This is a genomic window from Vibrio sp. TRT 1302, assembly GCF_050113875.1.
Taxonomy (GTDB): domain Bacteria; phylum Pseudomonadota; class Gammaproteobacteria; order Enterobacterales; family Vibrionaceae; genus Vibrio.
This window is the reverse complement of the sequence record NZ_JBNJOF010000024.1, coordinates 42,822-55,203: the sequence shown is the minus strand read 5'-3', so window position 1 is coordinate 55,203 and position 12,382 is coordinate 42,822. Positions and strand designations below refer to the sequence as shown.

Genomic DNA, 12,382 nt, shown 5'->3' with positions numbered 1-12,382 from the left:
ATACCGAAGTATCGAATTGGATTATCATCAACGAGTGCCCACACAGATTGATAGGTCTATATTTTTAAAGAGCTTTTTCTAGCTAGCTTAGCGCTTGTCGCCTCACTGCTAGGGGTGCGTATCTTACGCTTCCCATTTTGAGAGTCAAGAGTTTTTTTAACTTCTTTTTTCTCTTCTCAACTTGGCGTGTGACTTTCGTCTCATTCCGTGTCGATGGAGCGGCATTATAGGGAGCTCTTAGAGGATGACAAGTGTTTTTTTGAAATTAATTTCCGTTTGGTCAAAAAGAAATCAAATCGCTGAAAATAGAATAAAATTTCAACATTTGAGTCAGGTCACATCAATAGGTTGGAAAAACTACAACCATATACGTAAGATCCCTGTGTCTATTTTGTTAACGGTAGACCTAATTTTTCTCAAACCTAAAAGTTGTATTCCAATATGAGTTCAAACAAATCGACCTTAATGATTGTCGCCTTAGCTGTTTTGGGTGGGATCATCTTTTCGCAGGTAGCTATTTCCCCTGCTTTGAGCTTTGTTCTAGGTGTTTTTGCTTCCGCTTTTATTCTTAAACTTTCAAACACCAACATCGAACAAGATCAATTGAATGACCCTTCAACTAAAACACTCTATGTCGGGAACTTGCCATATAAGGCAAATGAATCCCATGTAAAGGACCTGTTCGCCAAGCATGGTGAAGTTTTTGCGGTTCGTCTAATGAAGGATAAACGCACTGGTAAAAGAAGAGGGTTTGGCTTTGTCGTAATGGCTGCGACAGATGCACAGCCCGCTATAGATGCACTTAATGAGAAGGACTATATGCAACGAACTCTGAAAGTACGTATTGCTAATGACCCTAAATCTCAATCGGATAGTACTGAACTGGACTAAAGCCCATTAAGTATAATGCCTGATTCAAGGCTCCTTCTTCCCAAGGGGGAGCACTTGAATAGATTTCTCTCTTTCCTTTCTTTTCGCTATTCGCTTCAACGACCAATAAGTCTTTCACCCTTCTCGCAATCGCTTCTCCTGAATCAACCAGTAATACATGGTCTGTCAACACCGCCTGTATTTCTTCTCTGATCAGTGGGAAGTGTGTGCAGCCCAGTACCGCTACATCGATCTTGCTCGCCATGGGTGAGAGTATTTCTTTTAACTCACCAAGATCAACGCTTTTGCCTCGTAGTTTTTCTTCTGCGATATCCACCAGCCGAGTTGAACCTAGTAATTCCACTGGTTTGCTTTGCGAAAAGTCTCGAATGAGGTCATGGGTGTATTCGCGCGTAATAGTTGCGGGAGTCGCAATAAGACCCACCGCTTTATTGGCAAGGTTGGATGCGGGTTTGATTGCCGGAACGACGCCGACAACAGGAATTGATAATTTGGCTCTTAGCGTTGGTAAAACGATCGTGCTGGCGGTGTTGCACGCAATGACCACTAAATCGATTTGATGCTCTGCAACCAAGGAAGAGACGATGATATCAACGCGGGCAATCAGAGTATGGTGGTCAAGTTCGCCATATGGGTATGCTGCGTTATCAAATATATAGAGGTAATCAAGTTGAGGAAGTTGAGCCTGTATTTCTTTATATACAGATAAGCCGCCTACACCAGAATCAAAGATCAGTATTTTCGCTGTTTGATGGTTCACTTGATTAACTCATTACATTTGGACTTGGCAATAATACTCTCTGCTAGGTATTTGGCAATCTCTTCGCGGTGTAACGCTGATAGCAGAATCGCTCCCCCTCTTCTATATATGTAGTTTCAATATCAATTCTGCCCGAATAGCTTCGGGTATCAGTAACCAAGGTGTGAAATTCACCATCTTCACCGCAAGGATCTACACCGTCAGGCAAACTGCGTATAAACGCTTCGCTGTACCATTTGCCACAATACTGGCTTGAGAGTTGGGAACTATCTGTCGTAACAACTAATGTCTGAATCTCTCTTGCAATGATTTCATCAGCAAGATCTCTACTACTCTGACCCAATAAAGGGAATACACACTCCCAACCGGCTGGTTCTATATAGCTACGACGATAGGCTTCAATGCCATTACAGAACATATCGCCAAAGGCGACAGCATCTATTGAGAGGTTACTCTGTTTTAAGCCTCTGATGATGGTGTCTTGATAGATCTCGTTTGGTGGAAATGATTCGGGTAGTTCGATTTTAATTAGAGGTAGGCCCAACAGTTCGGCTTGCATATCTAGGACATAAAGGGGCGTGGCTTGAAAGGGGACTTCGTCTTTGACATAGGTGGTATAAAGTCCAACGACATTGTACTGCTCGCTGTCCATCAATCTTTCAAGGGTCAGTGTCGAGTCTTTGCCACTTGACCAGCTAATAATGACGTTCTTTTGCATAGTGATTATCTATCAATAAGAAAAAACCGCCCGAAGGCGGTTATAGGTGTTTAGAATTGGTAAGAGCCCGTTAGCATAACTTTACGACCATCGCCTGGATAGTACGCTCCCCAGTTGTTAGCATTTGCCGCGTATTTTTCATCGAATGCATTGTCGACACGAAGTGTCGCTGACCATTCATTTTGAGTGAAACTTACCGCTAGGTTACCTAACCAGTACGCTGGAAGCTTATCTAAGCTATTCGATGTGTCACCATCTTTAAAACGAGTACCTGTGTAAACACCTTCAACAAAAACTTGCCATTCGTAACTGATATCGTATGTCGCAAATGCTCGGCCAGTATTACGTGCGACCCAAGGTAGTTTCTTACCCTTGTTATCACCACTTGAGAACTCAGCATCAATCAGATTGTATTCCAAACCTAACTGAAGGTTTTCATGTACATACAAATCACCGCTAACACTGATACCATTTCGTTCAGATTCGTCAGCATTAACATTCGCACCAGAAAATAATCCGCCAACTGGAGTCGGTGCGCTACTATCGAAAACAATTTCATCTTCTAGCTGTAGATTGAATACATCTACTTTAATGCTGTAGTCACCTTCATATAGCCCCCAGCCTGCTTCCAAGGATTTACCTGTTTGTGGCTTCAGACCTAAAACACCTGGCGAGGTATAAGCTTGCTCGTCTATCTTAGCAAACCTGAAGTTTGTCTCCCCGCGAACATATACTCGCTGAGACTGATTAATCTTGTAGTTCAGACCAAGCTCATAAGCGTCCTGAGATTCAGATAATTTCTCTGCGTTAGGGTAGATTCTGCCGTCGTAAAGCTTGTCTTCTACCGAGCTGTATCTAGCCCCCGTTGTCAAAGTTAGATCCGTGATTAAAGGGTAGTTTAGCTGACCAAACACGCTGTAGCTATTTTGCTCGTTAGCTCTGTCAGTCGATGATGATTTGTATGAGTGATCACGATCTGCCCCTTCAAGACCGAGTAATACATTACCTTGGCCAGATTGTGTAGAGAATTGGTTTTCTACGTTTACCGAACCAAATAGTTGCTTACTTTTACTTGTTGTAGAGCTTCCCCAAGCTGAGCCAGATCCTGAAGTGTTATCGTAAATAACATCAGTACCAACAATCCATGCGTCACTTAAGTTACGCTTGTAACCCGCACGAAGTGCTTTAGTGATTTCATGAGAGTAATCGGTCGGGTTTGATGAACCAGCCTGAGTTGGATCTTGCTCATATTGTTCTTCAGTTAACGAGCCTGCATATTGACGGTTATTATCGTAGTAGCTTGCTTCTGCGAAAAATTCTGTTTGGTCTTGGTCGTAGTTCAGTCTACCCAGTAATACACCCGTCTCACGCTTGTTATGCTCTCGGTAGTTATCACTGTTATCCTGACTTGCGCTTAGGAACAAGTTCCAACGATCATTTAACTGCTTAGATACATCAACACTACCCGCGACCGAGTCGAAGCTACCAACACTTACTGATACGTTACCACCGTCTTGATTGCCATTCTTAGTAATGATGTTGATAACACCACCTACAGCTTGATCGCCGTATAAGACACCAGCACTACCTGATAGAACTTCAACACGTTCAATCTGCGAAATCAGAATTGAGCTAACTTGCGGAGCAGAAAGGTCTTGTTTGTTTAGACGACGTCCATCGACCAAAATCAGCGTGTTGTTAGCCGCTTGTCCACCAGCAAAGCCTCGGATAGCAAATGCAGGTCCACTGTTTGTGTCAGAAATCTGAATACCTGCACGAGCTCTTAGTAATGTATCTAAGCTCTTAGCACCGCTAGCTGCAATTTCATCAGAAGTAATTACGGTCACGTTAGCTGGGATGTCTTCAATAGAATTGTTGAAGTCACTTTTGGCAAGAACCACCATAGTCTCATCAGTTGAAACTTCTTGAGCGTAAGAATAAGAGGCGTGTGAAAGTAGCGATGCCACTGCCATCGCTAGAATAGATCGGTTCATTTTTATAATCCTAAATCGCGTAAGTCCTACTGAGCATGGAGCCTATTGCTTCCAGTGTTTTGCTCAGCTGCTGGCAGGTCTTCGGACTTAAGAGCTTGGCATTGGCCTCCTACTCGCTCTACTTCCCGCATAAATCTATATACAGTGTCTATTTGAGCTTTCGTTCTCTTTTACCGCTGCGCGTCAGTTCTGGATTTACACCAGATTCCCTTTTCAGCCATCTATACATCTAGACAGCACCAGCTTGGCGTCGATGTTATTAAGCAATTGATTATTTGTCCAGTCTATATTCTTCATTCATATAAAATTGGCCGATTTCATTTACTCACTCATTACCACTTTACACGCTATCTTTAAGGCATTGAGGGGACAGTACTGGACATACTGCTGAGATTGAATAAAATCTGCGCTCTTGAATTAAATGCACCATTCACAGGTACAAAACCAAAGGTAATCACCATGGCGACTCTTGATGTAAACCCACAACGCTACCAAGAACAACTGGCTGAAAAAGTCGACCGTCTCAACGAGATGTTCGCTTCTTATAATGTACCTGAGTTGGAAGTGTTCGAATCACCAGAACAACACTACCGTATGCGTGCAGAATTTCGTGTTTGGCATGAAGGTGAAGACCTTTACTACATCATGTTCAACCAAGAGACGCGTGAGAAGTACCGTGTCGATCAGTTCCCGGCCGCTAGCCGCCTGATCAACGACTTGATGCCTCTTCTCGTCGAAGCGATGAAAGGTAATGAATCTCTGCGCCGTAAGTTGTTCCAAGTTGACTTCTTATCGACACTGAGTGGTGAAGTTTTGGTGTCACTGCTTTACCATCGTCAATTAGATGAAGAGTGGACGAAACATGCAAAAGCCCTCAAGCAACGTCTCAATGATGAAGGGTTTAATCTCAACATCATAGGTCGCGCACGCAAGATGAAGATTGTTCTTGATCGCGACTATGTCATTGAGAAGCTTGATGTCAATGGCAAACCATACGTTTACCAACAAGTTGAAAACAGCTTTACCCAACCTAACGGTAAGGTCGCAGAGAAGATGTTGGAGTGGGCGGTTGACTGCACTCAAGAAAGTAGCGGCGATCTACTTGAGCTTTACTGTGGTAACGGTAACTTTTCACTAGCACTCGCGCAAAACTTCGATCGCGTTTTGGCAACTGAGCTTGCAAAGCCTTCCGTAGAATCTGCTCAGTACAACATTAAGGCCAATAGTATCGATAACGTGCAGATCTTACGTCTGTCTGCTGAAGAGTTTACTCAAGCAATCGAAGGAAAACGTGAGTTCCGCCGTTTAAAAGATGCGGGCGTCGACCTAAACAGTTACAACTGCAATACCATTTTTGTTGATCCACCACGTGCAGGTATGGACATCGACACATGTAAAATGGTGCAAGGTTACGAACGCATCATGTATATCTCATGTAACCCGGAAACACTGAAAGAGAATCTGGATATCCTTTGTGAAACACATAAAGTGACTCGTTTCGCCCTGTTCGACCAGTTCCCATTTACTCATCACATGGAAGCGGGTGTGCTACTAGAGCGCAAGTAATTTCAAATAGAACAAAATAAAAAACGAGCCTATGTGGCTCGTTTTTTGTCTCTAGAGTATGGCAGATTAAGATTCTGCTTTAGTGACTGCATTTAGAAAACCCAGTTTCTTTGCAACCCATAGTAGCAAACCTAAGGTGATGAAGATTGCCAACATATTTGAGCCCGCATCTGGATACTGCGCTTTCACAAACGCGGAATGGCCAAATGCCCCGACAAAGAAACACGCTAGACCCACCAGCGGGATATCTTCAGAGACAGGGTTACGTAGGTACTCTTGGTAAAGCGCTTGTACCGATAGTACAAGTGCAATCAGTGGAAAAATTGAGAAAGAGACTTCACTCATAGTTAGCCATGACAACATGGCATCACCACACATACCCGCGACGAGCGCCAATACGAGTGTTTTCTTCTCAGAACCACGATTAACTTGGTTTGTTTCATTCGACATTAATCTATCCCACCTTTTAATCGGTTACGTTCACGTTCTTTGCGATACCAGAAAGCCCCTTTGGCTATCATTCGCAATTGCATTATAAGACGCTCCGCGAGTTCATCTCGCTCATGCCTTTCTAAATCTAAAGCTTCTGCACCTGAGCTGAAGACCAAGGTAACGGATGCTTCTGCTTGGGTAAAAGCTTCGTCCCGAGTCATCCCGGTACTAATCAAATACTCTGTCATCTCTGCGACAAAATGTTGCATCTCACGAGCGACAGCGGTACGAAATTCAAAAGAAGTACCCGATCGCTCACGTAACAATAGACGAAAAACGTTTGGACTACTTTCGATAAACTCCATGAAGGTTTCAACCGAAGTTCGAATCACACTGCCCTCTTTGACAATGCGTTGGCGTGCTTGGCGCATAAGTTGACGCAGCAACAAGCCTCCCTCATCGACCATGGTTAAACCTAACTCATCCATATCCTTAAAGTGGCGATAGAATGATGTTGGAGCGATTCCCGCTTCGCGTGCGACTTCCCTTAAACTTAAGTTGGAGAAGCTACGATCAGCACTCAATTGACTAAACGCTGCATCAATTAATGAACGACGCGTTTTTTCTTTTTGCTGTGCACGGATTCCCATGGATTTCATATTTGTTTTTCTATTTTTCTTTCAACGGTAGCCTTTAATATACAACGATTGGCTTAAGGAAATAACCCATAATCTCTCGCTTTGACAACCGAGTGGCAATTAAACCGAGTTAGGCCAAATTTTCAATCTTTTCGCCCTTAATTAGAGACATACGACATACCCTTTAATCTATTTACTTGATTCTACGTGATCTCACCGACTCTCTAGTGCGCTTTTCTTTTACGCCCTTGAGGAATCAGTTAAAATCTCGCTACAGCAATGTTAAGACTATATAACAAGGAAAAAGCTATGGCGGAGAATAACCACTTTGATGTAATCGTTATTGGTAGTGGTCCCGGTGGTGAAGGGGCAGCGATGGGATTAACCAAAGCGGGATTAAATGTAGCCATTGTAGAAAAGGAAAGCAGTGTAGGTGGTGGTTGTACTCACTGGGGAACCATCCCTTCTAAGGCGCTGCGTCATGCAGTTAGTCGTATCATAGAATTCAACAACAACCCTCTGTTCTGCCACAATAACACCAGCTTACACTCAACGTTTTCCAATATCCTTGGTCATGCAAAATCTGTTATCGATAAACAGACGCGTTTACGCCAAGGCTTTTACGACCGCAATCAGTGTACGTTGATTTTCGGCAGCGCTCGTTTCATCGATAAGTACACGATAGCGGTAATGCAAAGTGACGGTACTGAAGAAACCTACAGTGCAGATCGATTTGTTATTGCGACGGGCTCTCGTCCATATCAACCAGATAATGTCGATTTCATGCATGAACGCATTTACGACAGCGACTCAATCCTTAACCTAAAGCATGACCCTCGCCATATCATTATCTATGGTGCTGGTGTGATCGGTTGTGAGTACGCATCGATTTTCCGTGGATTAGGGGTTAAAACTGACCTAATTAACACCCGAGATCGCCTACTTTCTTTCCTTGATAATGAAGTGTCTGATGCGCTCTCTTATCACTTCTGGAATAGTGGTGTCGTGATACGTAACGATGAGACCTTCGAAAAAATCGAAGGAACCGAAGATGGTGTCATCGTTCACTTGGAATCAGGTAAGAAGATGCGAGCAGACTGTATCCTTTACGCGAATGGTCGTACTGGTAACACGGATAAACTCAATCTTTCAGCGGTTGGTCTAGTGGCAGACTCTCGCGGTCAACTTAAGGTTGATGGCAACTATCAGACTGAAGTGGAACACATCTATGCTGTTGGTGACGTGATTGGTTACCCTAGCCTAGCCAGTGCCGCCTACGACCAAGGTCGTTTTGTTGCTCAAGCAATAACGAAAGGCCAAGCAGAAGGTCATTTGATTGATGATATTCCAACCGGTATCTACACCATTCCAGAGATCAGTTCAGTAGGTAAAACTGAACAAGAGCTGACGGCGGCCAAAGTTCCGTATGAGGTTGGACGTTCATCATTCAAACACCTAGCTCGTGCGCAAATTGCTGGGAAAGATATTGGTAGCTTAAAGATTCTATTCCATCGCGAAACCAAAGAGATCTTGGGTATTCACTGTTTTGGTGAGCGTGCCGCTGAAATCATTCACATCGGTCAAGCCATCATGGAACAGAAAGGCGAAGCGAATACGATTGAGTACTTCGTCAACACCACCTTTAACTATCCAACCATGGCGGAAGCGTACCGAGTTGCCGCTCTCAATGGTTTAAACCGATTGTTCTAAGCACTCAAACGAATTAAGCCTGCATTGTATGCAGGCTTAAATATTTAGTTATGCTTCTGAATAAGGTAAGAAGCATGGAAATCAATGTGCTCATCAATAAAGCTGGATATGAAGTAGTAACTATGGTCATAACCCGGTTGAAGACGAACCTCGACATCTGAACCATGCTCTTGTGCCGCAGCAATCAGAACTTCTGGTTTAAGCTGTTCGACTAAAAAGCTATCTGCATCACCCTGATCAACCAGAATCGGCAACTTAGACTTCGCCTGTTTAAGCAACTCACTCGCATCGTACTGTCTCCATGTTTCGAAGTCATTACCAAGATAAGCATTAAACGCTTTCTGCCCCCAAGGTGATTGCATCGGGTTACTGATCGGGCTAAACGCTGAAATCGAGCGATATTTCTCACTGTTCTTCAAACCAATAGTCAACGCACCGTGTCCCCCCATGCTATGACCAAAAATAGAACGCTCTTTAGATATGGGAAAATTTGCTTCAATCAAAGCAGGCAGCTCATCAACCACATAATCGTACATATGATAGTGGCGAGACCAAGGCTCTTGTGTTGCATTGAGATAGAAGCCCGCCCCCTTACCAAGGTCATACCCCTCATCATCAGCAACATCGTCACCGCGTGGACTGGTATCTGGCGCAACAATCGCTATGCCTAACTCTGCTGCACGACGAAATGCTCCCGCTTTTTGCATGAAGTTTTCATCTGTACACGTCAATCCAGAAAGCCAATAGAGCACAGGGACGGGACTACTCTTCGACGCTTTCGGTGGTAAAAAAATCGCAAAACGCATTGCGCAGTTCAGTCGAACAGACTGATGTGTGTATTGTTTGTGCCAACCACCGAATACTTTGGCTTGGCTAATATTCTCAATGGTCATAACAACCTCATGGGGAAAAGCGATTTTGGTAAATTAGAAAGTTAACGCCCCTGTTTCAGGGCGTTAAAATTTAAGCGTGAAACGTTATCTATCCATGTGAAGTACAGTACGAATAGACTCACCTCTGTGCATGAGTTCAAATGCTTCGTTCACATCTTGTAAACCCATCGTATGAGTAATGAATTCTTGCAGACCGAACTCACCAGCCATGTAGCGTTCAACAATTTCAGGTAACTCTGAACGACCTTTCACACCACCAAATGCGGAACCACGCCATACTCGACCAGTAACCAACTGGAATGGGCGAGTTGAGATCTCTTGCCCAGCACCAGCGACACCAATAATCACTGATTCACCCCAGCCTTTGTGGCAGCACTCTAGTGCTTGGCGCATAACGTTGACATTACCAATACACTCAAATGAGTAGTCGACACCGCCATCCGTCATTTCAACGATAACTTCTTGAATTGGCTTATCAAACTTTTGCGGGTTAATACAATCGGTCGCACCTAATTGTTTTGCTAACTCGAACTTACTTTCATTGATATCAACGCCAATGATGCGGCTTGCACCAGCCATACGAGCACCAATGACCGCCGATAAACCAATACCACCAAGCCCAAAGATAGCCACAGTATCGCCCTGCTCAACCTTAGCGGTGTTTAAGACGGCACCCATACCCGTTGTGACGCCACAACCCAGTAGACACACCTCTTCAAGTGGTGCTTCTTTGTTAACTTTAGCCAGTGAAATTTCTGGCAGTACGGTGTACTCAGAAAAAGTAGAGCAACCCATGTAGTGGAAAATTGTTTCACCATTAATTGAGAAACGACTTGTACCGTCAGGCATCAAACCCTTTCCTTGAGTTTCACGAACAGCCTGACATAGGTTAGTTTTACCTGATTTACAGAACTTACATTCACCACATTCCGCTGTGTATAGTGGAATAACATGATCACCCACTTCAACGCTGGTTACACCCTCGCCCACCATCTCAACAATACCACCACCTTCGTGGCCGAGGATTGAAGGGAAGATGCCTTCTGGATCGTCACCAGACAAAGTAAAAGCGTCTGTGTGACATACACCCGTCGCCACAATACGAACAAGTACTTCACCCGCTTTTGGAAGTTGAACATCAACTTCTTCCATTTTTAGTGGTGCGCCAGCTGCCCATGCAACCATCGCTTTCGATTTGATATGAGTTTGACCAGGTTTCAGTTCAAGTGCCATTGGGTTTTCCTTCAAGGTAGGGATTTGTTATGACGCAATAAGCGTAGTTGAGCTTGCGTCTCAATGCTGCGTCGTTTTGTTGGAAGTTATTTTAGGCATTTCAACGACAATGATAATCCAGTCATTTTGAAAATGATTTTTACATATAAGTAATAATGGTGCGTCAATACAAAAAGCCGAGCACTAAGCCCGGCAAGCAATCATTAAGCGAGGAATCTGTTTTGTCGCCACTGATTAATTAATATCAATGCAAGCGAAATTCCCCTTACGGCCATGAAACTCAACATAGCCAACCATAGTGCATGATTCTCTAGGTAAGCCAGCAGATAGAACACCACAAAGAAAGTACAGGTCGAAACAAACATGCTATTTCTCATCTCTGCCCCTTTGGTTGCACCGATAAAAACGCCATCGAGTAAGAAACACCACATAGAAACCATTGGCATCGCGATTAACCAAGGTAAGTATTCAAGAGCAATAGTCTGTACCTGAGGGATGTCTGTGATCATTCCGATCAAGCTCGATCCAGCGACAGCAAACACGACTGTCAGCAAAAAGCAGATCACAAAGCTCCAAAAGAAGGTTCCGAGTAAAGAATGGCTCAACTGCTGTTTGTCTTTTGCACCAATCGCTTTGCCGACCATCGCCTCCATCGCATAAGCGAAACCATCCATACCATACGAAATTATCATTAGGAAACTCATCAAAACCGCATTAGCCGCGACAATTTCATCACCAAAGCTTGCCCCTTGAAAGGTCATAAAAGTAAATGCAGCTTGCAGGCATAGTGAGCGAAGGAAGATATCGCGATTGAGTTTAACAAAACGCGCTAAACCTTGAGTGGTGTCTTTGAGCAGTACCCACACAGGCGGTAAACGTTCAGATCGCCACTTACGCCACACACAATAGAGACCAAAACTCATCCCTGTGTAATCGGCAATGACGGAGGCCAGCGCCGCACCCTCAACTTTCCAGCCCAAACCGATCACAAACAGCACGTCGAGCACGATATTCACCACATTAGCAATGATCACCATCCACATAGGTGCTTTGGCATTTTGGGTTCCTAGCAGCCAGCCTAATATCACAAAGTTGACCAGCGCAGCTGGGGCACTCCAGGCGCGCACAGCAAAGTACTGAGCACCATATTGCTTAACCTGCTCGCTGGCATCACTAAAACTAAATATCCACTCAGCGACAAATTGATGAAATAAGAGAAATAGCGAAGCAAACATCAAGGCCATACTCATACCTTGACTGAAAACCAAGCCCAATTGGTGAGCGCTTTTCGCTCCATAGGCTTGAGCAGTGAGCCCCGTCGTCGACATTCTCAGAAAACCGAGTAGCCAGAAAGTCACACTGATCATCGTGCTGCCTAACGCAACACCTCCCAAATACCAAGCATGTTCTAAGTGGCCGATGACAGCAGCATCCACCAATCCCAATAAAGGGACGGTGATATTGGAAAGCACCATAGGAATAGCAAGCAGCAATACTTGTTTATGGATGGCGCGATTGGATAGGATCTGGAGTATTTGCACGTTATC

General features: G+C 44.2%; 11 protein-coding genes and 1 riboswitch. Of the genes, 3 read left to right on the top strand and 8 right to left on the bottom strand.

Annotated features, from left to right (window positions below):
- Nucleotides 1-441: 441 nt before the first annotated feature.
- Nucleotides 442-891 (top strand): RNA recognition motif domain-containing protein, encoded by a 450-nt coding sequence (locus tag ACQEXP_RS19005; RefSeq protein ID WP_269378428.1) that lies wholly within the window; start codon nucleotides 442-444, stop codon nucleotides 889-891.
- On the opposite strand, the gene murI is transcribed toward ACQEXP_RS19005, so the two are convergent.
- Genes murI through ACQEXP_RS18990 form a run of 3 tightly spaced genes read right to left on the bottom strand, consistent with a single transcriptional unit; the run spans nucleotide 857 to nucleotide 4,363 of the window.
- Nucleotides 857-1,651, bottom strand: a complete 795-nt coding sequence (gene murI / locus ACQEXP_RS19000) for a glutamate racemase (RefSeq protein WP_269378427.1) — start codon at nucleotides 1,649-1,651, stop codon at nucleotides 857-859. The genes ACQEXP_RS19005 and murI overlap by 35 nt on opposite strands.
- A gap of 43 nt (nucleotides 1,652-1,694) precedes the next feature.
- Nucleotides 1,695-2,369: an ATPase gene (locus ACQEXP_RS18995; RefSeq protein ID WP_269378426.1), complete on the bottom strand. Its 675-nt coding sequence runs from the start codon at nucleotides 2,367-2,369 to the stop codon at nucleotides 1,695-1,697.
- A gap of 50 nt (nucleotides 2,370-2,419) precedes the next feature.
- Complete coding sequence (locus ACQEXP_RS18990; RefSeq protein ID WP_426971242.1) at nucleotides 2,420-4,363, bottom strand: TonB-dependent receptor family protein; 1,944 nt, start codon at nucleotides 4,361-4,363, stop codon at nucleotides 2,420-2,422.
- A 55-nt stretch (nucleotides 4,364-4,418) separates the two neighbouring features.
- Nucleotides 4,419-4,622: riboswitch (cobalamin riboswitch) on the bottom strand.
- Between the two features lie 200 nt (nucleotides 4,623-4,822).
- On the opposite strand from ACQEXP_RS18990, the gene trmA reads away from it, so the two are divergent.
- Nucleotides 4,823-5,929: a tRNA (uridine(54)-C5)-methyltransferase TrmA gene (gene trmA, locus ACQEXP_RS18985; RefSeq protein ID WP_426971241.1), complete on the top strand. Its 1,107-nt coding sequence runs from the start codon at nucleotides 4,823-4,825 to the stop codon at nucleotides 5,927-5,929.
- 66 nt (nucleotides 5,930-5,995) lie between these two features.
- On the opposite strand, the gene ACQEXP_RS18980 is transcribed toward trmA, so the two are convergent.
- Nucleotides 5,996-6,379, bottom strand: coding sequence for a YijD family membrane protein (locus ACQEXP_RS18980; protein ID WP_138971318.1), 384 nt, complete (start codon nucleotides 6,377-6,379; stop codon nucleotides 5,996-5,998).
- Nucleotides 6,379-7,020, bottom strand: a complete 642-nt coding sequence (gene fabR, locus ACQEXP_RS18975; protein WP_138971317.1) for an HTH-type transcriptional repressor FabR — start codon at nucleotides 7,018-7,020, stop codon at nucleotides 6,379-6,381. Before fabR ends, ACQEXP_RS18980 begins: the two co-directional genes overlap by 1 nt.
- Nucleotides 7,021-7,278: 258 nt before the next feature.
- Here fabR and sthA point away from each other — a divergent pair, with 258 nt between their 5' ends.
- Nucleotides 7,279-8,709 (top strand): Si-specific NAD(P)(+) transhydrogenase, encoded by a 1,431-nt coding sequence (sthA, locus tag ACQEXP_RS18970; RefSeq protein ID WP_269378423.1) that lies wholly within the window; start codon nucleotides 7,279-7,281, stop codon nucleotides 8,707-8,709.
- 44 nt (nucleotides 8,710-8,753) lie between these two features.
- Here sthA and fghA read toward each other — a convergent pair whose 3' ends face one another.
- The 3 genes from fghA to dinF all read right to left on the bottom strand — a co-directional run bounded on the left by fghA (nucleotide 8,754) and on the right by dinF (nucleotide 12,376).
- The gene (gene fghA, locus ACQEXP_RS18965) at nucleotides 8,754-9,602 is read right to left on the bottom strand and encodes an S-formylglutathione hydrolase (RefSeq protein WP_426971240.1); all 849 of its coding nucleotides are present in this window, start codon (nucleotides 9,600-9,602) and stop codon (nucleotides 8,754-8,756) included.
- 84 nt (nucleotides 9,603-9,686) lie between these two features.
- Nucleotides 9,687-10,835 carry an S-(hydroxymethyl)glutathione dehydrogenase/class III alcohol dehydrogenase gene (locus ACQEXP_RS18960; RefSeq protein ID WP_269378421.1) on the bottom strand — a complete coding sequence of 383 codons (1,149 nt, stop codon included), beginning with the start codon at nucleotides 10,833-10,835 and terminating at the stop codon, nucleotides 9,687-9,689.
- A gap of 203 nt (nucleotides 10,836-11,038) precedes the next feature.
- Nucleotides 11,039-12,376, bottom strand: coding sequence for an MATE family efflux transporter DinF (gene dinF / locus ACQEXP_RS18955; RefSeq protein WP_426971239.1), 1,338 nt, complete (start codon nucleotides 12,374-12,376; stop codon nucleotides 11,039-11,041).
- Nucleotides 12,377-12,382 lie beyond the last annotated feature (6 nt).

Excerpts from the sequence above, each read along its gene's own strand:
- fabR (WP_138971317.1), bottom strand. The coding sequence starts at position 7,020 with ATGAAATCCATGGGAATCCGTGCACAGCAAAAAGAAAAAACGCGTCGT.
- ACQEXP_RS19005 (WP_269378428.1), top strand. The coding sequence starts at position 442 with ATGAGTTCAAACAAATCGACCTTAATGATTGTCGCCTTAGCTGTTTTG.
- ACQEXP_RS18995 (WP_269378426.1), bottom strand. The coding sequence starts at position 2,369 with ATGCAAAAGAACGTCATTATTAGCTGGTCAAGTGGCAAAGACTCGACA.
- sthA (WP_269378423.1), top strand. The coding sequence starts at position 7,279 with ATGTTAAGACTATATAACAAGGAAAAAGCTATGGCGGAGAATAACCAC.
- ACQEXP_RS18980 (WP_138971318.1), bottom strand. The coding sequence starts at position 6,379 with ATGTCGAATGAAACAAACCAAGTTAATCGTGGTTCTGAGAAGAAAACA.
- ACQEXP_RS18960 (WP_269378421.1), bottom strand. The coding sequence starts at position 10,835 with ATGGCACTTGAACTGAAACCTGGTCAAACTCATATCAAATCGAAAGCG.
- trmA (WP_426971241.1), top strand. The coding sequence starts at position 4,823 with ATGGCGACTCTTGATGTAAACCCACAACGCTACCAAGAACAACTGGCT.
- fghA (WP_426971240.1), bottom strand. The coding sequence starts at position 9,602 with ATGACCATTGAGAATATTAGCCAAGCCAAAGTATTCGGTGGTTGGCAC.
- ACQEXP_RS18990 (WP_426971242.1), bottom strand. The coding sequence starts at position 4,363 with ATGAACCGATCTATTCTAGCGATGGCAGTGGCATCGCTACTTTCACAC.